This is a genomic window from Croceitalea sp. MTPC5 (assembly GCF_036985505.1).
In the GTDB taxonomy this organism is placed as follows: domain Bacteria; phylum Bacteroidota; class Bacteroidia; order Flavobacteriales; family Flavobacteriaceae; genus Croceitalea.
In genome coordinates, this window is record NZ_BTGQ01000003.1 from 230383 (window position 1) to 256642 (window position 26260).

Consider the following 26260-nt stretch of genomic DNA (forward strand, 5'->3'; position numbering starts at 1 on the left):
TAAGCTGATGGCTTATTAAATCAATGACGATGCAAGAACAAAAGTTGCAAAATCGCGACAAAAAGTATTTATGGCACCCCTTGACCCAACATAAGACAGCTGCACCACCTTTGGGGGTCGTAAAAGCAAAAGATGCGTTGTTTTGGGACGAAGGGGGCAATACCTATATTGATGGTATTGCCTCATGGTACACGGCAATGTATGGCCATTGCAATGAAAAAATAAGTACGGCCATAACAAATCAAATGAAAGAACTTGATTTTGTCATGTTCAGTGGGTTCACGCATAGACCGGCAATTGAACTCTCAGAGCAGCTGATGAAAATCTTGCCAAAGAACCAGGCCAAAATCTTCTTTAATGATAATGGGTCTACGGCAGTTGAGGCGGCCATAAAAATGGCACTGCAGTATTACTATAACAAACAGGAAAAACGAGATACCCTAATTGCATTCGATGGAGGTTTTCATGGGGATACTTTTGGCGCTATGAGTGCTTCAGGACTTTCGTCATATAATGGCCCTTTTGAAGATTTTTTACTAAAGGTGATACGTATACCACCACCACAAGAAGATACTATCGACGCGGTTTTAGAATTACTTGATAATATCTGTAAGAACAATTCTTGCGCTGCATTTGTTTTTGAGCCATTAGTGCAGGGAGCTGCAGGTATGAAGTTCCATTCGGCAAAAGGACTTGATCTACTGATAAAAAAATGTCAAGAATTGGATGTGCTATGTATCGCTGATGAAATCATGACCGGCTTTGGTAAAACGGGTAGAACTTTTGCTTGTGACTATTTAGAACACAAACCTGATGTACTATGCCTGAGCAAAGCTTTGACCGCTGGTATGTTTCCCTTAAGTATCACCACATGTACGCAAAAGATCTTTGATGTCTTTTTGAGTGATCAGTTAGCGAAGGGTTTTTTTCATGCGCACACGTATAGCGCACATCCTTTGGGTTGTGCAGCCGCCTTGGCAGGTCTTGAGTTACTGTCATCTGATAAAATTGTAGAGCGACGAAAATATATTGAAGCAGCGCATCAGAATTTTGTGCTTCGAATAAAGCATCATCCAAAAGTGAAAAACGCCAGAAGTCTAGGTGTCATTCTGGCTATTGACTTAGCTATTGATACCGGGCGTTATGGCAAGTTCAGGGACAGGCTCTATGACTTTTTTATGGATAATGGGGTCAACCTGCGTCCTCTGGGAAATACCATTTATACCTTACCTCCCTATGTCATTACGAAAGGGCAATTACAGAAAATCTACGGTGCCATCGAAGATGCCCTAGAGGTTTTTTGAAGTCATATAAACCACAAAGTAAAAATTGTGATTCCGGTGTTTGGTAAAAAGGAATACTTATTCGTTCAGAAAGATTTTTCCACTATTGCTTAGCTTTAATTGCGAAATCGCCCCCGTGCCTTGAAAATGATACTTGACACCGTAAATTTTGTTGTCTTCTCCTTTGGTCGGAATTTCGTAAGCAAGATTGTCATTGACGTAAATTGAAAAATTATTGTTTTTAGAGACACACTTCACGGTGGCCCAGTTGTTAAAATCATCAACACCAAAATTTGAAAGGTCGTTTCGACTTCCAGTGATTGCCCTATCTAAATAGTACAATTCTAAGTCTGCAATACAACCTTTTATCGATAAGGGTATGATGACTACCTCTCCCTCACATAAAATAATGATATGGGTCTTTTGGCAACTTATATTCGTATCAAATGAAACATTACGAAGGGTGGTTTCCATAACAAAATCGTTTAAGGCAAGCCCTTTAAAATCTTCGACCCAGAAATAATTCACGAAGGTTTCGGTGATTGGAATACCCGTATTTCGTTTCTTGATCAAATCAGGGGATATGGCAACCCCATCAACGGTTTTAAATTCCGATGGGTCAAAGTAAACGGGAGCCGCACCTGTTTCCAAGGTAGCCATCCAGCCATTTGAAGGTATCATCAATGGATGTTCTTTGACCACTATATCATTCACCACTAATTTCGCATCAAAATAACCGGGTGTGTAGTATAGTGAAGCGACCAATGAGTCTTTTCTATTGATAAGCTGACGCCTTCTTCGATCCCAATTCTGTTGTATCTCGATCTTGTCGTTCTCACCGGCATATGATGCGTCAATGCTGAAAAGCACCGAATTAGGCAGTCCGTTGGCAATTTTTTTAGGAATGAAGATGTAGTCGGGGGTACCGATGGTTCTACCTGAAAAGGGAACGACGGCCAAAACTACAAGTACACATCCAATAAGGGTTGCAGCGATAATCATTTTTTTTTGAAGGCCCCTTTTTACTGCAGGTTTTTTGACAACCTCGTTTAATTGTTTTGGCTCGGCGCTTTTTAATCTACTACCGTGGGCAACAAAGGCACTCCAATTTTCGAAACCGATAAACTGAGATAAGGTATCAAGCGTTGCAGTACTCGGGTTTGATTGGTACGGAATCCTTCCCCAAAGTCTTTTCAGGGTATTGTTGCTGATGTTCACTCCCGTTTGCTCATGGATTTTATCACCCAGTCGGTCAAAGTCTCGAGAAGACCATTGCGAACTATCTCCCCACCCCAACTGTTCTTCTATACGTTTCAAGCAGCGGCTTATATGGGTTTGGGTATTATTTTTTGAAGAGGGATCCATCTAAAAATCAGGCTTGTATGAATTTGTATGAAGTTGGTATCTATATGAATTGCAATAGTTTACCGTCATTAACTTTCTTTACAATATTAAACAATCAAAAAATAATGGTCATGAAGAAATTTAGTTTTATTGTTTTTGCAGTGATAGGGTCTCAGCTTTTCGCCCAAGAGGGTATGGTCGTTCCATTTGATTCAGACCGCTGGAGTTTTAAAGGGGATGCTTTCACGTTGCATAAAGAAGAAGGTAGCAGTATTATGGAATTTACGGGTGGTGATGTCACCGCCTACTTAAAGGATGCTGACTTCACGGATGGAGTGATTACCTATGAGATTAAAATCAGGGAAGAGCGTACTTTTCTTGGATGTGCTTTTCGCATGCAGGACCTTGAAAATTACGAGAGTTTTTATGTGAGACCGCACCAATCAGGAAATCCTGATGCTACCCAATATACCCCTGTATACAATGATCTATCGGCTTGGCAATTGTATCATGGAGAAGGTTACGCCAGTGTAGTGAACTATCAATTCAATGAATGGATTCCGGTCAAGATAATAATCAGCGGTTCTAGGGCGGAAGTTTATTTCAATGACTCCCTAGAACCAGGTCTTCATATGCCCTATTTGCAGCGTAAAGTAAAGTCTGGCATGATTGGTCTTTGGGGTGGAAGCGGTAAGCTGAAGAATTTTGCATACACCAAAAAACCCAATGTATCATTAAAATCAGAACCTATACCAGTTGAAAATCCCCATTCGGCAGTGATAACCGACTGGTCCGTTTATACTGACTTGTTTTCAGAGGAACATACCGAAGACCTTCTCAACCGAGCTAATGGTAATAAATGGCTGGCGATGAAGAGTGATGCTTTTGGAAGGCTCAACCTTGCCAAAAAATTAAGACTGTCGGAAAATCAAAATACGGCCTTGGTCAAATACACCCTTGATTCTGAAAGCGATACCTTCAAAAAGCTATCCTTTGGTTTTAGCGATAGGGTCATGATTTATGTCAATGGCAAACGGATTTATAGCGGAAACAACACATTCAGGAGCAGGGATTATCGATTTTTGGGATCCATAGGCTATTTTGACTCGGTTTTTTTACCCTTAAAAAAAGGAGGGAACGAAATTATTTTTGCAGTATCGGAGAGCTTCGGAGGTTGGGGCCTCATGGCAAAACTCGATTAGGGAAAATAAATCTTTGAAAGCAACGATAAAAGAAAATGTGATTGTCGAGTTTCTTTGTTGGTACAGCTGCCTACTTTTTTGAGTATTACTTTAGCAGTAGTGCAAAATGTGCTATCATTGAGGTATGCTAAAAGAACCCATTTCCATTACCGCTATCGGTACTGTTTCCCCCTTGGGAGATGCTTTAGATACCGTTTGGAAACACTATCGGTCAAACAATCATAACCTGATTTATACTACTATCGGAGGGCAAAAAATTTGGGTCGGTCGCCTATTGCAACCACTTCATGACGAAATCGAAAAACTTCGTGCGAGTGACAACAAGTACAGAGGTCTCGATGATTCCGTTCTTTACGCTTTGCATGCCTCAAGAAAGGCTATAGCAATGGCAGGTTGGGCAGGCTCTGATAATTTTGGTATTAATATAGGTTCTTCAAGGGGAGCAACAACCCTTTTTGAAAAACACCACACCACCTTTATCCAAGAGGGAAAAACGTCCACCTTAGCTTCCCCCACCACGACTTTAGGCAATATTTCATCTTGGGTCGCGCACGATTTGAAAACCAAGGGTCCCGATATTTCGCATTCGATTACGTGTTCAACAGGGTTACATTCCTTATTAAATGGTATTGCCTGGTTAAATAGTGGTATGACCGATAAATTTTTAGTTGGTGGCAGTGAAGCTCCGTTGACACCTTTCACCATTGCCCAAATGCAGGCACTAAAGATTTATGCCAAGAATGATGAAAATGATACTGCCGCAGGTGAAGAAGCGTACCCCTGTTTGGCCCTTGATTTAGGGAAAACCAAAAATACCATGGTGTTGGGTGAAGGGGCCGTAATGGCCTGTTTAGAGAAAGATAATGCCAAAGAACCCTTGGCCAAGGTCATTGGTGTTGGCTTTGCAACGGAGCCTTTACTACACAATGTTTCCATATCGACAGATGCCCAATGTTTTCAAGATTCCATGATGATGGCACTGAATGGGTTACCGCCTGAAAAAGTTGATGTTATCGTTACCCATGCCCCAGGCACGATTAAAGGGGATGTCTCTGAGTATAAGGCAGTTGAAAAGATTTTCTGTAACAAAATCCCATTTTTGACGACAAACAAATGGAAAGTGGGGCACACTTTTGCTACTTCAGGAATGTTAAGCATAGAAATGGCCATCTTAATGTTGCAACATCAAAAGGTAATCAACGTACCTTATTTGAATCAAAACGGGCTTCCTGAAAAAATCGAGACTATTATGGTCAACGCAGTTGGCTTTGGCGGAAACGCAGTTTCTATTTTACTTTCCAACTAAGCGTATCGATTTTAACGGTAAAGTCTTATCTTAAATTTTTAAATAACCTTTTAAACTTTAAAACCTATGGAGGATTGGTTTGTCGCTTTGACCCTTTTTGAAAAGATATACTGGATCACCGCTATCATAGCTTCCGCGATATTCGTGGTATTGATAATTTTAACCTTGGTCGGTGGTGATGCCGATGATATGGGTGGGGATGTTGATGCTGAAGTGGAAGGGGATTCCGGTATTGGTTTTCAATTTCTTTCTTTTAAAAACCTTATGGGCTTTTTTACCATTTTTGGCTGGTCGGGTATCTCTTGTATCGACAATGGCCTTTCTACGGGGTTGACCGTGCTTGTTTCCGTAGTATGCGGTTTATTGATGATGGTAGCCATGGCATCTTTATTTTACTACCTCGCAAAACTGCAGCATAGCGGTACGCTAAAATTGACAAATGCCCTTGACCAGATTGGTGAGGTCTACCTCACCATTGGTGCCAATAGATCTAGAATCGGTAAAGTAAGCATCAATGTTCAAGGCACTTTACGCGAATTGGAGGCACTTACCGATGAATCAAATGACTTGGTTCAGGGTAATGTGGTCAAGGTGAAGCAAGTCACCGACAATGGAATATTAATCGTTCAACTTTTAAATAACTAAACATATGCTTTTACCATTACAATTGGGCGGAGGTGCGTCTTTACTGGCCATCGGGTTTGCCATCCTATTTTTCTTTATCATCATCATTTCTTTCATCAGAAGGTATAAAAGATGTCCCTCGGATCGTATTCTGGTAGTTTACGGTAAGGTAGGTACCGGTAATTCGGCCAAGTGTATCCATGGTGGGGCCGCTTTTATTTGGCCCGTTATTCAAGATTATGAGTATTTGGATCTTACTCCGATTTCAATTGAGGTTGATTTGGCCAATGCTTTGAGCAAGCAGAATATTCGTGTCAATGTACCTTCTAGGTTTACTATAGGGGTCTCTACCGAACCTGGGGTAATGCAAAATGCGGCAGAACGCCTTTTAGGCTTAGGTATGACCGAAGTGCAAGAATTGGCCAAAGAAATTATTTTCGGGCAATTACGTTTGGTAGTCGCTTCTATGGATATTGAGGAAATCAACTCTGATCGGGATAAATTCTTGACCAACATATCCCAAAGTGTGGAATCGGAATTAAAGAAAGTAGGTCTTAAACTCATTAATGTAAATATCACCGATATTGTTGATGAGTCAGGCTATATTGAAGCTTTGGGTAAAGAAGCGGCTGCGCATGCCATCAATGCAGCACGTAAATCAGTTGCCGAGAAAAACAGGGATGGTTCTATTGGTGAGGCCAATGCCCTACAAGATGAACGTACCCAAGTTGCTGCGGCAAACGCAAAGGCGGTAGAAGGAGAGAATGTTGCCAAAATTGATGTGGCCAATTCTGATTCGTTGAGAAGACAGCGTGAAGCGGAGGCAGAACGAACAGCAATTGCTGCTGAGAAAGTACAATCAGCAAAAGCACTCGAAGAGTCTTACGCGGCTGAACGTGATGCGGAATTGGCTAGGGCTGAACGGGAACGTAGCTCTCAAATGGCGGATATTGTGGTACCAGCGGAAATTGACAAGAAAAAGGTAGAGATTGATGCAGAGGCCGAGGCAGAGATGATTCGAAGAAAAGCCAAGGGTGAAGCCGATGCAATTCTTTTTAAGGCACAGGCAGAAGCCAAGGGTATTTTTGAAGTCTTGACAAAGCAGGCCCAAGGTTTGGATGAAATTGTGAAGGCAGCTGGCAATGATCCAAAAGATGCCGTATTGTTGTTGATTGCCGATAAGTTGCCAGAATTGGTAAAAACACAAGCTGAGGCCATTAAAAATATCAAAATTGATAAGGTCACCGTTTGGGATTCTGGTGCAAAAACAGAAGATGGCAAAAACTCGACCGCCAATTTCATTTCTGGAATGTATAAATCAGTTCCACCATTACAAGAGATGTTCAATATGGCCGGTATGCAGTTACCTGAATATTTGAAAGGCAAAGATGTTGCCACAGAAGAAGGTGATGCGGAAGTAAATAAACCAGACACTTCCAATAAAAAATAAGCCTAAGATATCACGATTCTTTGTTTGGAAAGCCGAAGTGAAAACTTCGGCTTTTACTTTTGTCAAAATATGATTTTTGCCCGTTCTTACTAATTTTGAAATTCCTATTTTTGATTTATGACTGAGAAAAGACACAACTGGACCAAGCAAGAGATCCTAGCCATTTATAATAAACCCTTGATGGAGTTGCTCTACGACGCTGCTAGCGTCCATAGGGAAAATCATGACCCCAATACGGTTCAGGTTTCAACCCTTCTTTCTATAAAAACAGGGGGTTGCCCCGAAGATTGTGGGTATTGCCCCCAAGCGGCCCGTTACCATACCGATATTGAGGGCAATGACCTCATGTCGGTATCGCATGTGAAAGCACAGGCCCTGCGTGCAAAGGCTTCCGGTAGTTCGCGTGTTTGTATGGGTGCTGCATGGCGTAATGTGAAGGATGGACCGGAGTTCGATCAGGTACTAGAGATGGTGCGTACCATCAATAAGCTCGATATGGAAGTTTGTTGTACCCTAGGTATGATTACTGAAAATCAAGCAAAACGTTTGGCTGAGGCAGGCTTATATGCCTATAATCATAATTTGGATACTTCAGAAGATTATTATAAAGATGTGATTTCGACCCGCGCTTTTGAAGATCGTTTAGATACCATTGAAAACGTACGTAAAACCAATGTAACGGTTTGTAGCGGGGGTATTATCGGTATGGGTGAAAAATTGGAGGACCGTGCGGGGATGTTGGTTGCCTTGTCATCATTGAATCCGCAACCGGAATCGGTACCTATCAATGCTTTGGTGGCTGTTGAGGGCACCCCAATGGAAGATATCGAACCCGTTGCCATTTGGGATATGATCCGTATGGTGGCAACCACAAGAATCGTAATGCCAGAGACCCAGATTAGGCTTTCTGCAGGGAGAACTGAAATGACACAAGAAGGTCAGGCCATGTGTTTCTTTGCCGGGGCGAATTCCATTTTTGCCGGTGACAAGTTATTGACGACTCCGAATCCCGATGTGAATGAAGACATGGAGCTATTCAAATTGTTGGGCCTGAATCCCCAAAAGCCTTTTACAAAAATCTCGCAGCCAAAAACGGTTGAGGCCGAAGATTCACAATACCAAGCTATGGGTGAAAAACCAAAATGGTCAAGACCAGGGCATAAGATTGAACGTAACGAATTGGCCAAGGAAGGTGCCAAGTTGGCCAACAAGAGCTAAGTACCATTTTGATTAAGCACTAGTTTAGTATCTTAGCTACTTTCTAAATTTTTATAATTTGGGACTTAACCTAGAACAAATACCTAGGGTAAAATCGCTTACCAAAGAAGCTTTTATCCAAAACTACTTCAAACCACAAAAACCTGTGGTCATCGAACAGTCTATTGAAGATTGGCCTGCCTATTCAAAATGGAATCTAGACTATATCAAGTCGGTTGCCGGTGATAAAGAGGTTCCGTTATACGATGACCGCCCGGTAAAGCATGACGAAGGTTTTAATCAACCCCATGCCAAAATGAAGATGGCAGACTACATTGACTTGCTTCAAAGTCAACCTACAAAATATCGCATCTTTCTATGGAATGTCCTAAAAGAGGTGCCTCAATTACAGCATGACTTTAGCTATCCTGATTTAGGATTAAAACTGATGAAAGGCTTACCGATGTTGTTTTTCGGGGGTACTGATTCACATACTTTCATGCATTACGATATTGACCTGGCCAACATATTCCACTTTCACTTCGATGGTGAGAAGCAATGCATAATTTTTCCGCAGAGTGAGACGAAATATTTGTACAAGATTCCACATTCCCTGATTGTGCGGGAAGATATCGATTTTTCAAATCCAGATTTTGAAAAGTGGCCCGCCTTGAAACACGCTAAGGGCTATATTACAAAATTACAACATGGAAATTTGGTCTATATTCCCGAAGGATATTGGCACCATATGAAATATTTGACCCCAGGTTTCTCTATGAGTTTAAGGGCCATAGCGCGAAAACCCAAAAACTTGGGGAGGGCAGTATACAATATTATGGTCATGCGCCATTTTGACAATATGATGCGGCGATTAAAAGGGCAACAGTGGATTGATAAGAAAAATCAGCAAGCGATAATCAAGACTAATAGAAACTATAATATTGTAAGGTCGAGCGTATCGCACTGAGCGGAGTTGAAGTGTAATCGCGCCCTAAGTATTCGGAATCAGTTCTTGAAGTTTACGATAGACCAGATGACTCTCCCAACCTCGATACAATAGATAGTCCGCCAGTTTTTTTCGCTTCTTTTGAACATTGGTTTCGGTAATTTGGGATAGCCTTTTCAAAGATAGCTGATGCAAAGTCGTCAAGTATGCTTCCTCATCAATTTCCTTTAATGCCGTTTTGATATTGAATCGCGAGATCTGTCGTTGTTTTAGCTCGTTGACAATACGGTTTTTACCCCATTTTTTAATGTTGAACTTGCCCCGCGCAAAGCTTTGGGCATACCGTTCTTCATTCAAATAGTTTTCTTGGATCAAATGGGCCACAATCTGGTCAATAGCTTCTGGAATCATTCGCATTCCCTTTAATTTATCGACCACCTCTTTATGACAACGGTCTTGATAGGCACAATAAGATTCTAGCTTTCGCTTGGCTTCGGTAACAGAGTAGGCTTTTGAATGCATTGCCAGGGATTAGTTGATATAGGCTATTAAAATCATTACCAAGACCATTAAGGCAAGTAGTATGATAATCGAAACAGAAAGCAAAATATTGAAAAGCACTAGCTTTAAAATTGACATTGCTATCCCCAGATTATGCAGTCTACCGAATATATATGCATGAACGAACCAAGTCGCCAAAGTAGAAATGAAAAAAAGTATGGGGTGTGTAATAAGGCTAAGGTAAAAGAAAATCAATGTAATTATAAAAATGGTTCCCCGGGCATAGGCATTGAAAATAAGATGTTCGGCATAATTGTAGGTTTTACGGTATATAATGTAGGTCAGTAAAGAATACAGGGGTATGAATAATAGGGTGACGATATTGAAATATTTTAAGATTTCAGCTTGTAACCGATCTACACGTTCCAAGTCCCATTCTTGAATTCCGAACGCCTTGTAGCGTTCTACCAATCGCATATTGAACGCTTGTAGGTTCTCGACGAAGTTGTCCAATAAAAAAGTAAAAGTGAACAGGGTTAAAGTCGCTCCGATTATTAAAAAGGTAAATGGATGCACATATTTTTTGCGAACCCCAGAAACATATTCTTCAAGAACAATATGAGGTTTTATGATTAGCGCGCGTAGGGTGAAAAAATATTTATTGTCCCATCCTAAAATAGTTTCGGCAACCTCAGAGAGTATACGTTTTAAGGTGATTCTTTGCGACACGATTTTTGCACCACAATTAGAACAATAGTGCATATGGTCGCTTAAAGCGGATGTACAATTTAGACAGTTTGACATTATAATGTATTGCCCACGAAATTTACAAAAAAACAACACCTGTATAAAACAAAAAAGCGGCCTATCTGAGGCCGCTTTTTATTACTTAACTATTTTGCCCTCGCTATCCTTAAATCTATATTCAAGATAAGTATAGGCATCACGAGGTTGGATCTTAACCCATTTTTTATACTCTAAAAACCATTTTTGGCGAATTGAAGGGACTCCCTTGGTCAAATAAGCCGCTATAAAAGGATGTATGTTCAATACAATACCCTTATTCTTATTTGGGCCCTTTAGGATTTTTTCCAAATCAAAATTGATTTTATCGAGCAATACGATAGGCGCTTCCACTTCCTTTCCTGAACCGTTGGGGTTCTCCTCACTTGTTTTAATATTCATCTCAGGTCTTACACGTTGCCTTGTAATCTGTACTAAACCAAATTTACTTGGAGGTAGGATTTTGTGCTTGGCCCGATCATCTTTCATCTCGTCCCTTAAATAATCGAAAAGTTTTCTTCGATGATCGCCCCTGGTCATATCAATAAAGTCAACCACGATAATACCACCCATATCCCGTAAGCGAAGCTGTCGTGCTATTTCAGCCGCGGCGAGCATGTTTACCTCAAGGGCAGTGTCTTCTTGATTTTTTGCTTTATTGGAACGGTTACCGCTGTTTACGTCAATTACATGTAAAGCTTCGGTATGTTCGATTACAAGGTAGGCCCCTTTGCTCATTGTGGCAGTTTTACCAAATGAGGTCTTAATCTGTCGTTCAATCCCAAATTTTTCAAAAATCGGGGCTGAACCATTATATAATTTTACAATGGACTCCTTTTGCGGAGCTATTTCGTGCACATAGTCTTTAATGTTATCATAAAGCGTTTCATCATCTACATGGATTCCGGTAAAGGAATCATTAAAAACGTCCCTAAGTATCGAAGAGGCCCTATTGAGTTCCACTAGTACTTTAGAAGGGTGTTCGGCTTTATGTAACGTCTTGCACATTGCTGTCCATTTGTTCAGCAAGTTTTGGAGATCTTTGTCGAGCTCTGCGACTTTTTTGCCTTCGGCTACGGTACGGATTATAACCCCAAACCCTTTTGGCTTAATACTCTTTACGAGTCTTTTCAGCCTACTTTTCTCTTCATTGCTTTCAATTTTTTGGGAAACTGAAACGCGGTCAGAAAAAGGTACCATGACCAAATAACGCCCGGCTATGGAAAGCTCGGAACTTATTCTTGGTCCCTTGGTGGAAATGGGTTCTTTTACAATTTGTACCAATAACGATTGATTGGCTTTGATAACTTCGTTTATCGAGCCATTCTTATCAATATCTTTTTCAAATGGAAAATCTTTTAAGGAAAAATCTCTGAGTTTTCCTGTACGTGCTTGCTTAATGAACTTTAGCATAGAAGCTAGCTGTGGGCCAAGGTCATGGTAATGCAGAAAGGCATCTTTTTCATAACCAACATTTACGAAGGCTGCATTTAGGCCCGTAACGGGTTTTCTGATTTTGGCGAGGAAAATATCCCCGACCGAAAAGCTATTGTTATCTTCCTCTTTGTGAAGTTCAATAAGTTTTCCATCTTTTAATAAGGCAAAATCGACAGCGTCAGAACTAGATCTTACGATTAATTCTCTATTCACTTGTTTCGATTTTTATCTGTTCTTTTTTAAAAGAACAAATAGATTAAACATATATATTGTTCGGTCATTGGACCGATCAAGTACTTAATTTTTGAACCGTAATGTCAAAGAACGTATTAAAATGAAAAAGTAGTCTACTGACTACTTTTTCTTGTGTCGGTTAGCTCTCCGGCGTTTTTTACGCTTATGGGTCGCTACCTTATGTCTCTTTCTTTTTTTTCCACTCGGCATATTCGCGTTGCTTTATCGTTAGTTATTTATTTTACCTGTACGTTACTTTTTACTCCTTCAACAAAAACCTTCGCTGGCTTAAATGCCGGAATATTGTGTGCAGGAATTTTAATGGTCGTATTCTTCGAAATATTTCTTCCTGTCTTCTCAGCCCTTGTCTTTATGATAAAGCTGCCAAAACCTCTCAAATAAACATTATCACCATTCTCTAAGGACGTTTTTACCTCTTCCATAAAAGATTCCACAGTCGCTTGTACGTCACCTTTTTCAATACCCAGTTTTTCTGAGATTTTAGATACAATATCCGCTTTCGTCATTTCGTATTTATATTTTCGTTTTTTTTAGGCTTGCAAATATATAAATGTTTTACTTAAAGCCCTAAAATTTAAGTATATAAACTGTTACTTTGATTCGTTAGTATTTTCTTACATGACTTTTTCACAAATTATTCTAAAATGGTATGCCGAAAATAAACGGGAGTTGCCTTGGCGCAATACCCGGGACCCCTATAAAATATGGCTTTCAGAAATAATGTTGCAACAGACAAGGGTAGCACAGGGCTTGCCCTATTATGAGAAGTTCGTTTCGGCCTTTCCGACCGTACATGATTTAGCCAAGGCGAGTGAAGAACGGGTTTTAAAGCTTTGGCAGGGACTGGGTTATTATTCAAGGGCACGCAATATGCACGCAACGGCCAAGATGGTGGTAGGTAGTTATAATGGCAAGTTTCCTAGTACGTATAAGGAACTTATAAAACTAAAAGGGGTAGGTGATTATACCGCAAGTGCCATAGCATCCATTAGTTTTGATGAGCCCCAACCTGTTGTTGACGGTAACGTATATCGGGTTTTGGCTCGGTATTTCGGTGTAGAACTTGCCATAAACTCCTCTGAAGGCATCAAGCACTTTAAGGCTTTGGCAAGGGAACTCATGAACGAAGATGAGATTCGCGATTACAATCAGGGCATTATGGAGTTCGGTGCCATGCAGTGTGCCCCCAAAAAACCCTATTGCCTGCATTGCCCATTGAATGAAGGTTGTATTGCTCTTCAAAAAAATTTGGTAAATGAGCTTCCTAAAAAGCTGAAAAAGACCAAAGTCAAGATAAAACATTTCAATTACCTGGTTTTTCTTGATGGAAAGAAGAATACGATTTTAGAGCAGCGTACCGGACGGGGAATTTGGCAAAATCTATATCAATTTCCTTTAATTGAAAGTGAGGGACAAGTTACCTCAGAGGTTATAGAACATGGAATTTCTGAAAGTTTCGATGCAATTGAAGTAGGGAAACCCTACGAATACAATCAGAAACCGATTGTTCATAAATTATCGCACCAGCATTTGTATACGACATTTTGGATCGTAAGAACCGATGGATTGCTCGATGACGGGCTTGCCTGGGAGAATCTTGAAAAATTTCCGGTACCTGTTTTAATCGCTGACTTTATAAAAAGCTTTAAATTTTAGTACTTTTGATGTACTATGAGTGGAACAGTAAATAAAGTAATGCTTATCGGGCATCTAGGTGACGAAGTCAAAATGCACTATTTTGAAGGGGGCGGTTGTATTGGAAGGTTTCCTTTGGCAACTAATGAAACGTACACCAATAAACAAACGGGTGAGAAAGTGACCAATACCGATTGGCATAATGTTGTCGTTAGAAACAAGGCTGCTGAGATTTGTGAAAAGTATTTAAGTAAAGGTGACAAGGTATATGTCGAAGGAAGGCTGAAGAATAGACAATGGCAAGGCGAAGACGGTAATACGCGTTACACCACTGAGGTACATGTGCAAGATTTCACTTTTTTGACCAATAAGAATGAGGCAGGGGCAAGTATGCAGCCTGTTCAAACACCACAATCGTCAGCACCATCAAACACGTCACAGACCCCTGCAGCAGTAGTTGAAACGGAAGACGATGATGATTTACCATTTTAACGAGTCTAATTAAATTGCAGTTCGTTGGACCCTGACCCCTTTAGTTTACTAGTATTGGCAGTAGCTTTTGAAGGTGTATTTGTGTTGAAAGTCATTGTGCTTCTTGTTCTTTTGACCTGTTCGGCCTTGATTTCAGGTGCAGAAGTAGCATTATTCGGTCTTTCACAGACCCATTTAAATCAAATTGATGAAAAGGAAACGGCTAAGGGTAAACTAATTTTAAAACTTCTTGCCAAACCCAAAAAACTGCTGGCGACAATTCTGATTGCCAATAATGCCATTAATATCGGAATCGTGCTTTTGTTCAGTTCACTGGGCAATACCCTATTCTCGAAAATTGATCATACCGTATTTGGGGTCATTTCAGTCCGTTTTTTATTGGAGGTACTGGTAGCGACATTTTTGATTTTGATGTTTGGGGAGATACTTCCGAAAATCTATGCCAATAGAAATCGGGTGCAGTTTGCACATTTTATGGCCTTACCCTTACGTTTTCTAGATATCATTTTCACACCTATTAGTGCGCCAATGCGTTCTGCCACTTTGTTTCTTCAAGATAAATTGGGTAGACAGAAGTCAAACTTTGGGGTCGATCATTTGTCACAGGCCTTAGAACTGACTTCAGAGGGCGATACCACAAAAGAAGAACAGAAGATTTTAGAAGGCATTGTATCTTTTGGCAATACCGACACCAAACAGGTCATGCGGCCACGTATTGATATTTTTGCCCTTAATGAAGAAATGAAATTTCTTGAGGTACTTGAAGAAATAAAGAAAAATGGGTATTCCCGTATCCCTGTTTTCTCTGATAATATGGATAATGTGCTCGGGGTACTGTACGTGAAGGATATGCTACCTTATATTGATAGAAAGTCGTTCAATTGGATGTCGCTGATACGAGAACCTTATTTTGTGCCAGAGAACAAAAAACTGGATGACCTGTTGTTGGAATTTCAAGAACAAAAAAAACACCTGGCCATTGTTGTAGATGAGTACGGAGGTACCTCAGGCATCGTTACGCTAGAAGATGTCATTGAAGAGATCGTTGGTGATATCAGTGATGAATTCGATGATGAGGATTTGGTATTCTCAAAGTTGGACGAATACACCTATGTCTTTGAGGGAAAGACGACCTTAAAGGATTTTTATAGGGTTGTAAAGTTAGGGAACGAAGAAGCTTTTGAGCAGCGAAAAGGGGAGTCGGAGACCATTGCAGGCTTTGTTCTGGAAATATCGGGAAGTTTTCCGAAACGGGGAGAAAATGTGGTTTTCGATGGTCACATCTTCACTGTTGAAAGTCTGGACAAAAAACGATTAAAGCAAATCAAAGTAAAATTGCCCCATGAAGTATAGTGTAATTGCCTTAGTACTGTTGTTGGCCTTTTTTTCATCATGTAAAGATGATGTATTACCAAAACCCAAGGCAATGTTGCGATTGCAGTACGAATCGGGAAGTTACCATACTACCGATTTGGAATGTTCTTATGAATTTGAACAAAACGCCTCATCAAGAATAAAAGAAACAAATGATTGCTCTTTGGTGTTGGATTATCCGATAATGAAGGGATCCATTTATATTACCTATAAAAAAGTGGATAAGGGCAATCTAAGGACATTGCTGACCGATGCCCAAAAACTTTCTTATGAACACGTATCAAAAGCGGATAACATTGTCGAACAGCCTTATATCAATGATGAAGACAAGGTATACGGTATGTTTTATGAAGTTACGGGCAACGCGGCCTCACAATCACAATTCTATGTTACCGACAGTATCAATCATTTTGTAACGGGGTCACTTTATTTTTACGCCAGGCCAAATTACGATTCCATCTATCCTGCGGCAATCTATCTTCAAAATGATATCCGTAAAATCATGGAGAGTTTACAATGGAAATGACCATCTTTTCTTAGGGGATTGTTTAAAATCGGCTAGTCGTTCAAAAGTGCTTCGGCTTTTTCGATACTCGAATTGATCTGTTCTTTTAGGGCAACGACTTTTTCTTCCTCTTCATTTAACCAGGCCTGTTTTTCAGCTGTAAGTTCTTTACCGTTTAAGATTTCATCAGAATCAAAACGGTCCCCAAATCCCATCATCCAATCCATCATTGACTTATTTGCCTTTTGCAAATCTTTCATCGCCATTTCATATTTTCTACCAGTTTCCGTAGTATCGACTTTTTCCTTTAGTTCACTGACCAACTTTGAAAGCTTTCCCATCTTCGGCATCACCTCATCATGGATTATCATGACCTTTTCCATTTGGGTTGGTTCTGTTTCAGTCTTTTTTTCTTGTTTACAAGAAATCGAAACTAGTAGGGCCAATAGGCAGATTACTGTTCTCATAGAATTTGTTTATTCCTGTAAAATTAAACAAGAAAGATGAATTAAATACCCCATTTTTGCAGCTCAATTGCAAAGATTTGACCTTAAGTAATAGAAAATGGGTTTATTTGATTGTCTTGTCCTTTATCTGGGGTACCTCTTACATTTTGATAAAAAAAGGGCTTGAGGGTTTTACACCAATTCAATTGGGTGCTGCAAGAATAGTGATAGCCGGTCTTTTCCTATTCGGTATTGGTTTTAAGTCATTACGGTCCATATCGAAAGCAGCGTGGAAATGGGTGGCTTTATCGGGCTTTATCGGTAGTTTTTTCCCTATGTTCTTATTTGCTTATGCCGAAACCGAAATTGATAGTAGTATTGCCGCAATCTTAAACTCTTTGGTACCTTTGTTTACCCTCTTTGTGGGCTTGTTTGCTTTTGGAATATCATTTACTAGAAACCAATTGTTGGGGGTTTTTGTAGGATTGTTAGGGGCCGGGGTTTTAATATTTTTTGGAAAGGATATTAACCCGAATCAAAATTATTGGTATTCAGGTTTTGTGATCGTAGCTACTATTTGTTACGCCTGTAACGCTAATATCATAAAAAGTAAATTACAGCATGTAACACCCATGGGTATAGCAGTCGGCAATTTTGCCTTTATCTTTGTCCCCGCATTGGTGGTGCTTCCTTTTTCAGGGTTTTTCAATGTTGAGGTCACTTCGGGTAAGTATTTCTGGAGCTCTTTGGGGTATATTGTGATCCTTTGTGTTATCGGTACCTGCATTGCCAAGGTAATGTTCAACAGGCTGGTACAAATCTCATCAGCTGTTTTTTCAGTATCGGTAACCTATCTAATTCCAATAGTCGGCATATTCTGGGGTATTTTAGATGGGGAAAGGTTCACGGTGAAACAACTTTTGGCCTCATTATTAATTCTATTGGGTGTTTACTTGGTCAACAAAAAAAGACGCCCCGAAGAGGCGTCTTAAAATTGTTCGACCTATTGAATTTATTCAAAGTCTGAAGCGCTTACCCCTTCATTGACCTTTATTTCCTTTACAATGAAATCAAATTTTTGGGGACCGGCAGTTTGCGATATCTTAAAAGGAAAAAAGATTCCTGAGACTTCTTTATAATCGCTGAATACTGAAGTTTGCTCAATGGCTTGTCCCTGCACTTCCTGTGTGTTGACCTCTTTAAGTTTTAGGCCCGATTCAACATCATAGAAAACCGTTTTGTCATCGGTTATCTTTACCTTATATGCTTTGCTTTCGCCGACAGGTTCAATACCTTCAAGGGAAATAGCTCCCGCAATCAAATAATTAAGCTCGGGGAAGGCTGCAGATTCTTCCTTTAACGCCTTTATTTCCTCTTCTGAGAGGTCTTTGCGTTGCCCTTGCGCCAGCATATAGCCTTTATCACCATCAATGACCTGCTTCTGCACGGAGTTACCCATCATACGAACATCTTGCAAATACTGATTTTTTGATGTTTTTTTTAGTTCCAGTTCCAGTTTTACACCTTGCATTTCTGCCTCGGCAAGCATGGCATAAGATGCCACTGCATCTAGTTTGGCTTTTCCACCGATGGCCGCGATATAGTTTTCAATCACTGATATTGCCGTAACACCTTCAGGAATAGCACTATTATAGTCTGGCTTGGCAGTTTTATTGACATTTTTATCGTAGTAAAGCACAGGAATCTTTTTGCCATTGAATGCTACATTTTCAAGATTCTCAATAACATCACTTCCCTTGCCAGCGATAACTACCCTTGCATTGTCGGTATTGAAATACTTTTGGGCCGCTTTCTGTACATCATCAACTGAAATGGCATTGATACGTTCTAAATAGGTTTTGTAAAAATCTTTTGGCAACCCCTCTTTTTCAATATTCAGTGCATAATTTGCTACGGTCTCAGGGCGTTCTAGCGCCATAACAAAGCGACCAACATATTTCGCCTTGGTGTTTTTTAGCTCTTCTGCGGTTACCGGTTCGCTTTTGATCCGATCGATTTCTTTAAGGATCTCTACGACCGAACTGTCCGTGACCATATTTCTGACCTGAGCTTGGGCCGTAAAACGTACGGGTTCGTATTTGTCATCGCGAATGGAGGAATAAGATCCATAAGTATATCCTTTGTCTTCACGAAGATTTAAAAATAACCTTCCTTCACCACCGCCACCTAGAATCTGGTTGGCTACCAGTGCCGGTAAATAATCATCATCCTTCATTTTGAGGTTGATGATGTTCTGAACGGTTACCTCTGATTGCACTGCGTTGGGCATATCAACAAAATTGATTTGCGTATACTGCGCATCTTTTGGGTCAGAGTAACTGTAGGTAGGGGGTACCGCCCTTGTCCATGGGGTAAAGGCTTTTGTCACCAAGTCTTTTACCTGGTCGAACTCCACATCACCGATAACGACTAAATAAGCGTTGGCCGACACGAAATTTTTGCGATAGTATTGTTCAACGTCGAACAAGGTCACATTGTTCACTGTTTCGGCTGAGGTAATTTCGCCGTAGGGATGATTTTTACCATAAGCCAATGCCAATTGTGCTTTACTGGCAATGGCGGAAACATCATTCTCTTGTGCTTTAATACCGGTGATTAGTTTAGCTTTCTCTTTTTCAAATTCCTCTTGGGTAAAATTCGGATTGATTGCGGCATCAGCCATCATCTCCAAAACCCTTGGGAAGTATTTGGACAAACTACTCGCAAAGGCATTGGTTGCACTAAAACTGATATTGGCACCAAGAAAATCGACCTCTTCATTAAAATCATCCTTGGGTATCGATTTTGATCCGTTGCCCAACATGCTGGCCATCAAATCAGAAACACCGGCTTTTTCCCCTTGAAGTACGGGAGGGTTATCCAATTCCAACTGAATTCGTACCCGAGGTAATTTTTTGTTTTCCACCACCATCACTTTTAAACCGTTCTTGAGTTCGAAAGTGTTCGGCTCTTCAAGGTTTATTTTTGGGGCAGGCCCTGGTTTTGGTTGTTGTGATCGGTCTATCTGTGCGTAGGATACCGTAAAGAAAACTGACAGTATCGAAAATAAAAATATCTTTTTCATCTTAGTTGGCGTTTTGTTGTTTAGGTAGGTATTCTAGCTCAACCCTTTGGTCCGTTTTTAAGTATTTAGCGGCCACATCCCTGATTTCTTCCCTAGTGATACTCCTATAGATGTCTATTTGGGTATTGATGAGATTCGTGTCATCGTAAAGTAAATAGTAGTTGGCCAAAGATCCAGCTATGCCCGCAATACTGCTATTGGAATTGACAAAGTCGTTCTCTGCCTTGTTTTGTAGTTTCTGAAAGTCTTTCTCTGAGATCAATTCTGTCTGTACCTTGACGATTTCCTCATCAATTTCCTTCATGATCGCTTCCAAGGAAGTCTCCCCAACAGGAAGTCCGCCAACAATATACGCACCATAGTCTTCTTGAGAACCATTGAATGCGAAAACCTGTAATGCCATTTTTTTGTCATCAACCAGCTTTTTGTAAAGCTTAGAACTTTTTCCATCACTGAGATAGGTAGAGATCATATCCAACACGTAAGCATCACGCTCCGTCTGGGCCGGAGTTCTGTAGCCCATCATAATCAAGGGGATTTGAATGTTCGGGTCTTCAAACTTTACCTTTACCGGACCTTGGATAGGAGCTTCATTGTACGTTTCTTGAACTACTGGATCCCCTTCAGGGATAGGGCCGAAGTAATCTTGTATCATTTTTTTTGTCGTGGGTATGTCTAAATCGCCTGCGACCACGAGAACGGCATTATTTGGCACATAGAATTTCTTGTTGAAATTTTGAAAGTCTTCTAAAGAAGCACTGGCCAAATGTTCTAAGGAGCCGATAACGGTCCAGCGATAGGGATGCTTGTCAAAGAGGTTTTTGAACATCTGTTCCTGCCATCTTCCGTAGGGTGCATTGTCAACACGAAGTCTGCGTTCTTCTTGCACGACCTCTTTTTGGGTGTCGACACCTATTTGATTGATAATAGGGTGCAATAGTCGTTCAGATTCCATCCAAAGGCCTAATTCAAGGTTGTTCGAGGGAAAATTTTCATAATAGTAGGTTCTGTCGTAGTTGGTCGTGGCATTGTTGCTTCCTCCATTCGAGGATACCAGTTTGAACCATTCGCCTCGCTCAATGTTCTTGGTGCCCTCAAACAAAAGGTGCTCAAAAAAATGTGCAAAGCCGGTCTTATTGGGATTCTCATTCTTAGATCCCACGTGATAGGAAACCGCTACGGTCACTACCGGAACATTATTGTCTTGATGTAGGATAACATGGAGTCCGTTATCCAAATCATACTCTTCGAAGGCTACTTCTTGCCCAATGGCCAAGCCCATTAAAGCTAACATAAAACTTATGCAGCATAACATTTTTTTCATTTTCAAAAGGTTTAGAATTACTAATTATCCTGTTGTTAGTAGTGGTATTCTTAAAAGTGTTACGCGAATTTAATCTATAATTACGCATCAAGTTTGAAAATGGCACTTTCTTTAACAAGAATTAAAGTAATAAATCCTTATATTCATGGAGAACACAAAACCACCATTCTAAATGAAAAGATTCACATTGCCCTTTCGTTTCGGACTTGTGACAAGTGCTTGTTTGATTGCTTATTTTTTGCTCTTGGCCTTATTGGGAAAACACACCAATGTGTTTTTTAGCCTTTTCAATGGGGTAATCACAGGTTTCGGAATCTATGAAACCTTGAAATACACCAAATTGAGGCAAGCAGCTCGCTTTAATTATACCAGTGGTTTTCAGGCAGGAATCATAACAGGTGCCGTGGCTACGATTTTGTTCACCTTTTTCTTTGCACTTTACGCAACGGAGCTCAACCCTGATTTTTTAAGAAGACTTTCTGAGACTTGGTCAAAGGACTACAACAATTTTGAGGCCATTGTATTTTTTACCGTTGCTGTCATGGGTTTCGCCACAACAATCGTCTTGACCCTTACTTTCATGCAATTGTTCAAAACTTCGAACAATCCGAAAAAATAAATTTTTCCATATGGTAAATAATGCTTGTAAATTAAGGATTTAGCAGTATATTTGCACCCGCTATTTACAAAAATAGGGGTTCAATAAATTTAATTCAACGCATTATGTACGCAATTGTAGAGATGGCAGGGCAGCAATTTAAAGTTGCAAAAGACCAGAAAGTGTACGTTCACCGTTTGCAAACAGAAGAAGGTAAAAAAGTAACTTTTGATAAGGTCTTTCTTTTGGATGATAATGGTAACGTTACCGTTGGCGCCCCAGTCATAGACGGTGCGGCCGTAGAGGCCAAAGTCGTCAAGCACCTAAGGGGTGATAAAGTAATCGTCTTTCACAAGAAGAGACGTAAGGGTTACAGAAAGAAAAATGGGCATCGACAATCTTTGACCGAAATTGTTGTTGAAAGTATTGTTGCCAAAGGTGCCAAGAAAGCTTCCCCGGCAAAGGCCAAGAAAGAGGCAGCGCCTAAAGCTGAAACGGCCAAAGCGCCTGCGGCCCCAAAGAAAGAAGCTGCGCCTAAAAAAGAGGCAGCCCCGGTTAAAAAGGCTCCTGCAAAAGCAAAAGCGGATGATTTGAAGAAGATTGAAGGTATCGGACCTAAAATCGCTTCGACATTGGTAGCAGCGGGTATTGCGACTTTTGCCGATTTGGCAAAAGCAAAGCCGGCTAAAATTTCTGAAATCATTGCTGATGTTCGCGGTAACCACGTTACGGATACGTGGCCAGCACAAGCCAAAATGGCTGCAGAAGGCAAGTGGGATGAGTTGAAGAAATGGCAAGACGAATTAGACGGGGGTAAAGCATAATAAGTCCAACCCTAAAGTATAACAATAAAACCGTAGAAAAATGGCACATAAAAAAGGTGTAGGTAGTTCTAAAAACGGTAGGGAATCAGAATCGAAACGCTTAGGGGTTAAGATTTTTGGTGGCCAAGCTGCAGTTGCTGGTAACATTATCGTTAGACAGCGCGGAACAAAACATAACCCAGGTGAAAATGTATATGCCGGTAAGGATCATACATTGCATGCGAGGGTTGATGGTCTGGTAAAGTTCGAGAAAAAGGTAGGTGGAAAATCTTATGTTTCCATTGAGCCTTTCGAGGCTTAAGAGACCAGTCTTGAATAAAAAAAGCCCTCATCTTTTGATGAGGGCTTTTTTTTATTCTTTCAAAATATCCTTTATAATCTTTAAATGATGTTTGGTGTGAATAGCAAGAAAACGCCGTGTTTGGTCCCTGTCTAAGGTATTGAAGACCGGGTGGTTGAAATAAGCCTTTTCATTAAGTGAATTTAATTGGGCAATGTGATGTCTCGCTTCTTTAAGCTGTACATTAATACTGTCGGTTAGAATCACTTCGGGCGGTCTTACACTTTTAGGTGATTGCGCCGCTCCCCTTGGTATCATGCCCAAGGTGTGCACTACGACCTGTTGCAAACTGAAACTATATTCGTATTCTTCAGGATTGGAATCTTGAACAGTTTTGCTGATTTGGTTTATGGTTTTGAGCATATAATCTAAATGCCAGGCTACATCAGCTTGAGATACTTCTATATTAAGTACATCCCTTTTTGGAAGGTAGTTTTCAATTTCTGCCAATTCATCATCCAAGAAATCTCCATTCGATTCCCGATTGTTACGCAAATACATACCCATGAATATCAGAACGATAACGAGTAATGCTAATCCAACTTTTTTCATGCTATTATGCCGTTTTCCACCCCCACCAAATCAGTTTTGGGGTCAGTTCCTTTTTTTTCATTTTAAAAACCTTCTTTGTAGGTTTTGGAGGCTTCATTTTTTCTGTAGTGTTCACTTTTTTCATGATGATCTACTTTTTGATTGATGATTATAAGACGCTCAAAATTGAAATTTGTAACCAAAATCTGGAAAGAAACCAATTTGATCTACTTGATCTATTTGATTCGTTAACCGATTGTAGCGTTGTACAAAAACGTTTTCTCGATTGCTTACGTTTTGAAGGTCTACGTAGAACCGATGTGATTGCTTTTTGTTTCGACTATTTATCTTTAACCCGAACTTTACATCCCACCTTAAATAGGCATCATATTGTTCGCTAAAGGCAATATCTTCTTGAAGGATCTCAAAACCTGCAAGTTGCGAAGCTGCCAAGTCTACCGGGGTAAAGTAACGCCCACCTGCAAAAGAAACCCTGGTATCAAAAAAGAAGACTTTGTTTCGCTTTGCACCCAATGGAAACTCCCTGCCCGCCAACGCATTGATCACATAACCGTTATTGAATGGGGTATTTCTTTCTATACCGTCACTACCTTCATACCTACTCTCAAAAAAAGACCCCGTTAGCAAGCCATAGTAATTGTTGCTAAAAAACTTCTCTAAGGTCAGTTCGACCCCACTGTTGAATCCGGTACCCTCGTTGACCAATGACACGCGATCATTTGAAAACCCAAAATCAGAACCTTCCGTTAGTGACGAATAACTTGATGGAAATGGTTCTACGGCGGCATTGGCTATTTCTTGATGGTAAACTTCAACCTTTCCGCGCCAAGCGTTACCCAATTTTACGTCGTAACCTACCACGTAATGATTGCTTCGTACAAAATCTAGTTCCCTATTGGTCTGAATCAAATTACCGTTAACATCTTCATTGAGAAACAACAATGGAAAGGGTACGTTTTGGTGGTGTAATCCATATCCAAAATTGATTTTATGTTTGGGCGCTATTTGATAGTTGAATGCCGCTCGGGGTTCTAGCACAAACTGCTCGTTTAGGCTTCCGTACTGGGCATGTAGACCAGCATCCAAGGTAAGTTTCTCGGTCAATCTAAACTGGGCCTGTACGTAGGGCTGCAGTATGGAAAAGTTTTCGTCAACACTTAAAAAGGTAAACAGGTCTGGATCTCCATCCCCATTAGTATCTGGTTGTTCATTTCGATCCCTTGTGGTGAGTTCAACATTAAAATTTTCTATCAATAACCCGGCTCTTAATGTTGCGCGGTTGCTCAATTTTGAATTGAATAGGGTCGAAAATGAAAGTCGCGATTCAGAGGCATCCGATTCGGTAAACAAAATACTTCTTTCTTGTGGGGTATCTTTATCAATAAAACGATTTGCGGTGAAGTCGTTTCCAGAAAAGGATGTAGCAACGATGGTACGTAAATACGAGTTTTTCCCTAAAGGGATTTGATGTTTTAAACCGATTAAACCAAACCTGCTTTCGACAAAGGTATCTTCATCTTCAGCCGCAAAAAGGTCATCTGCGTCGATATCGTCACCTAAGAACTCGATATCTGAATTTCCTAGCATTCCAAATAACGAGAGTCGCCCTAGTTTACCCGTTCCAAAATCAATATTATAAGTAAGGTCACTGTAATTGGGTGTTGCCGAGGTGCCCCCGGCACCAGCGCCTATCAAGCCGATCAAAGAATATCTGGCAGCAACCAAAAATGAGCCGTTCTTTTTGCCTAAAGGGCCTTCGGCATTGGCTTCAACCCCGGTAAATATGCCTACTTGGCTAGAGAATTCATAGTCGTCAACATTTCCTTTTCTAAGCCCCAGGTCAAAAACACCGCCCAAGGCATTACCGTATTCAGAAGCAAAGGCAGAGGTCAAGAAATCAGAGTTCTTGAGGGTATTCGGATTCACGGCCGATACGGGACCTCCCGTAGTGCCGACAGTCGAAAAGTGGTTGGGGTTGGGAATGGGGATACCCTCAACCCGCCATAGTAATCCAGTAGGGGAATTTCCGCGTACTACAATATCATTTCTACTATCATCTGGTGTTGATACCCCTGCAAAGTTGGCGGCGAGACGGCCTACATCACTTCTGCCCCCAGAAAAACGGGTGACCTCTTCTACCCCGAATTGTCTGGCAGAGACCGTAGCCAATTTGTTGTTGGCGCGATCTTTATTGGTATCACTAGTCAGTACGATCTCATCCAATTGATTGAAAGATTCCAATAGGGTAATGGTAAGCAAAACATCTTTACCGGCAGTTACTTCGATATTTGGAAGCGTTATACTTTCATAACCGATATAACCAACTCGAATATTTTGCCGGCCTACTGGGGCATTATCCAATGTAAACCTTCCATCGATATCGGTTACCACACCAATACCGGTACTTTGGTTTAAAAGCTCTATGGTAGCCCCAATGAGGGGTGCTTCAGATTGTTTGTCCAAGACAACACCTTTGATGGTACCCGTTTGTGCCATTACGTATGGTCCTAAAAGCAATACGAATAGAATACCTAGTTTATTCATGATTTTTTATTTTGTTGCCCAAATATGTTTTTTAAAAATCATGTGATATTGTCCATAATCGACAGGTTGTTGATTTAGGGTTTGATGGATTAGGTAAAGCAGTTGTACTGATTTTAAAGGTCATATTTCGAAGATTTACGGTTTAAAAGATATTGTTACGATTCAACGGTCATTTTAACGATCTATGGCAGTATAAGACCCATTACTATATGA

25 protein-coding genes are annotated in these 26260 nt (G+C 40.5%); 15 read left to right on the forward strand and 10 right to left on the reverse strand.

The window, feature by feature from the left end:
* The first annotated feature begins 29 nt into the window (after positions 1 to 29).
* A complete protein-coding gene (gene bioA / locus AACM45_RS11005; protein ID WP_339142670.1) occupies positions 30 to 1304 on the forward strand; it encodes an adenosylmethionine--8-amino-7-oxononanoate transaminase in 1275 nt (424 codons plus the stop codon).
* Positions 1305 to 1361: 57 nt separating this feature from the next.
* Here bioA and AACM45_RS11010 read toward each other — a convergent pair whose 3' ends face one another.
* On the reverse strand, positions 1362 to 2600 hold the full coding sequence (locus AACM45_RS11010; RefSeq protein ID WP_339142672.1) for a hypothetical protein: 1239 nt from the start codon (positions 2598 to 2600) through the stop codon (positions 1362 to 1364).
* A gap of 158 nt (positions 2601 to 2758) precedes the next feature.
* On the opposite strand from AACM45_RS11010, the gene AACM45_RS11015 reads away from it, so the two are divergent.
* The 6 genes from AACM45_RS11015 to AACM45_RS11040 all read left to right on the forward strand — a co-directional run bounded on the left by AACM45_RS11015 (position 2759) and on the right by AACM45_RS11040 (position 9373).
* On the forward strand, positions 2759 to 3829 hold the full coding sequence (locus AACM45_RS11015; protein ID WP_339142674.1) for a hypothetical protein: 1071 nt from the start codon (positions 2759 to 2761) through the stop codon (positions 3827 to 3829).
* Positions 3830 to 3953: 124 nt separating this feature from the next.
* A complete protein-coding gene (locus tag AACM45_RS11020; RefSeq protein WP_339142676.1) occupies positions 3954 to 5135 on the forward strand; it encodes a beta-ketoacyl synthase N-terminal-like domain-containing protein in 1182 nt (393 codons plus the stop codon).
* Positions 5136 to 5201: 66 nt separating this feature from the next.
* Positions 5202 to 5780: a hypothetical protein gene (locus tag AACM45_RS11025; RefSeq protein WP_339142677.1), complete on the forward strand. Its 579-nt coding sequence runs from the start codon at positions 5202 to 5204 to the stop codon at positions 5778 to 5780.
* Between the two features lie 4 nt (positions 5781 to 5784).
* The gene (locus tag AACM45_RS11030) at positions 5785 to 7209 is read left to right on the forward strand and encodes a flotillin family protein (protein WP_339142678.1); all 1425 of its coding nucleotides are present in this window, start codon (positions 5785 to 5787) and stop codon (positions 7207 to 7209) included.
* A 117-nt stretch (positions 7210 to 7326) separates the two neighbouring features.
* Entirely contained in the window at positions 7327 to 8427 is a 1101-nt protein-coding gene (gene bioB / locus AACM45_RS11035; RefSeq protein WP_339142680.1) for a biotin synthase BioB, read from the forward strand.
* Positions 8428 to 8485: 58 nt separating this feature from the next.
* Complete coding sequence (locus AACM45_RS11040) at positions 8486 to 9373, forward strand: cupin-like domain-containing protein (RefSeq protein WP_339142682.1); 888 nt, start codon at positions 8486 to 8488, stop codon at positions 9371 to 9373.
* A 24-nt stretch (positions 9374 to 9397) separates the two neighbouring features.
* Here AACM45_RS11040 and AACM45_RS11045 read toward each other — a convergent pair whose 3' ends face one another.
* The 4 genes from AACM45_RS11045 to AACM45_RS11060 form a co-directional block, all read right to left on the reverse strand.
* Entirely contained in the window at positions 9398 to 9874 is a 477-nt protein-coding gene (locus AACM45_RS11045; protein ID WP_339142683.1) for a regulatory protein RecX, read from the reverse strand.
* Between the two features lie 9 nt (positions 9875 to 9883).
* Entirely contained in the window at positions 9884 to 10582 is a 699-nt protein-coding gene (locus tag AACM45_RS11050) for a DUF3667 domain-containing protein (RefSeq protein ID WP_339142685.1), read from the reverse strand.
* 156 nt (positions 10583 to 10738) lie between these two features.
* The gene (locus AACM45_RS11055; RefSeq protein WP_339142687.1) at positions 10739 to 12286 is read right to left on the reverse strand and encodes a ribonuclease E/G; all 1548 of its coding nucleotides are present in this window, start codon (positions 12284 to 12286) and stop codon (positions 10739 to 10741) included.
* Between the two features lie 257 nt (positions 12287 to 12543).
* Positions 12544 to 12834: an HU family DNA-binding protein gene (locus AACM45_RS11060; protein WP_010516435.1), complete on the reverse strand. Its 291-nt coding sequence runs from the start codon at positions 12832 to 12834 to the stop codon at positions 12544 to 12546.
* Positions 12835 to 12946: 112 nt separating this feature from the next.
* Here AACM45_RS11060 and mutY point away from each other — a divergent pair, with 112 nt between their 5' ends.
* Genes mutY through gldD form a run of 4 tightly spaced genes read left to right on the forward strand, consistent with a single transcriptional unit; the run spans position 12947 to position 16355 of the window.
* Positions 12947 to 13984 (forward strand): A/G-specific adenine glycosylase, encoded by a 1038-nt coding sequence (mutY, locus tag AACM45_RS11065; RefSeq protein WP_339142689.1) that lies wholly within the window; start codon positions 12947 to 12949, stop codon positions 13982 to 13984.
* Positions 13985 to 13999: 15 nt separating this feature from the next.
* Positions 14000 to 14455: a single-stranded DNA-binding protein gene (locus AACM45_RS11070; protein WP_339142690.1), complete on the forward strand. Its 456-nt coding sequence runs from the start codon at positions 14000 to 14002 to the stop codon at positions 14453 to 14455.
* Between the two features lie 24 nt (positions 14456 to 14479).
* The gene (locus tag AACM45_RS11075; RefSeq protein WP_339142691.1) at positions 14480 to 15808 is read left to right on the forward strand and encodes a gliding motility-associated protein GldE; all 1329 of its coding nucleotides are present in this window, start codon (positions 14480 to 14482) and stop codon (positions 15806 to 15808) included.
* A complete protein-coding gene (gldD, locus tag AACM45_RS11080; RefSeq protein ID WP_339142692.1) occupies positions 15798 to 16355 on the forward strand; it encodes a gliding motility lipoprotein GldD in 558 nt (185 codons plus the stop codon). The genes AACM45_RS11075 and gldD overlap by 11 nt, the downstream gene beginning before the upstream one ends.
* A gap of 32 nt (positions 16356 to 16387) precedes the next feature.
* Here gldD and AACM45_RS11085 read toward each other — a convergent pair whose 3' ends face one another.
* The gene (locus tag AACM45_RS11085; RefSeq protein ID WP_339142693.1) at positions 16388 to 16801 is read right to left on the reverse strand and encodes a hypothetical protein; all 414 of its coding nucleotides are present in this window, start codon (positions 16799 to 16801) and stop codon (positions 16388 to 16390) included.
* A 56-nt stretch (positions 16802 to 16857) separates the two neighbouring features.
* Here AACM45_RS11085 and AACM45_RS11090 point away from each other — a divergent pair, with 56 nt between their 5' ends.
* Complete coding sequence (locus AACM45_RS11090; RefSeq protein WP_339142694.1) at positions 16858 to 17772, forward strand: DMT family transporter; 915 nt, start codon at positions 16858 to 16860, stop codon at positions 17770 to 17772.
* Between the two features lie 20 nt (positions 17773 to 17792).
* Here the strand turns inward: AACM45_RS11090 and AACM45_RS11095 are convergent, their stop codons facing one another.
* On the reverse strand, positions 17793 to 19865 hold the full coding sequence (locus tag AACM45_RS11095; protein WP_339142695.1) for a M16 family metallopeptidase: 2073 nt from the start codon (positions 19863 to 19865) through the stop codon (positions 17793 to 17795).
* 1 nt (position 19866) lies between these two features.
* Positions 19867 to 21189, reverse strand: a complete 1323-nt coding sequence (locus AACM45_RS11100; protein ID WP_339142696.1) for a M16 family metallopeptidase — start codon at positions 21187 to 21189, stop codon at positions 19867 to 19869.
* Between the two features lie 172 nt (positions 21190 to 21361).
* Between AACM45_RS11100 and AACM45_RS11105 the strand changes: the two genes are divergently transcribed.
* From AACM45_RS11105 to rpmA, 3 genes are all read left to right on the forward strand, one after another.
* On the forward strand, positions 21362 to 21808 hold the full coding sequence (locus tag AACM45_RS11105; RefSeq protein ID WP_339142697.1) for a DUF4199 domain-containing protein: 447 nt from the start codon (positions 21362 to 21364) through the stop codon (positions 21806 to 21808).
* A 104-nt stretch (positions 21809 to 21912) separates the two neighbouring features.
* Positions 21913 to 22611, forward strand: a complete 699-nt coding sequence (gene rplU / locus AACM45_RS11110) for a 50S ribosomal protein L21 (RefSeq protein WP_339142698.1) — start codon at positions 21913 to 21915, stop codon at positions 22609 to 22611.
* Between the two features lie 40 nt (positions 22612 to 22651).
* Entirely contained in the window at positions 22652 to 22912 is a 261-nt protein-coding gene (gene rpmA / locus AACM45_RS11115) for a 50S ribosomal protein L27 (protein ID WP_339142699.1), read from the forward strand.
* Positions 22913 to 22963: 51 nt separating this feature from the next.
* Here rpmA and AACM45_RS11120 read toward each other — a convergent pair whose 3' ends face one another.
* Entirely contained in the window at positions 22964 to 23503 is a 540-nt protein-coding gene (locus AACM45_RS11120) for a DUF1569 domain-containing protein (protein ID WP_339142700.1), read from the reverse strand.
* A 159-nt stretch (positions 23504 to 23662) separates the two neighbouring features.
* Positions 23663 to 26047, reverse strand: coding sequence for a TonB-dependent receptor (locus tag AACM45_RS11125; RefSeq protein WP_339142702.1), 2385 nt, complete (start codon positions 26045 to 26047; stop codon positions 23663 to 23665).
* Positions 26048 to 26260 lie beyond the last annotated feature (213 nt).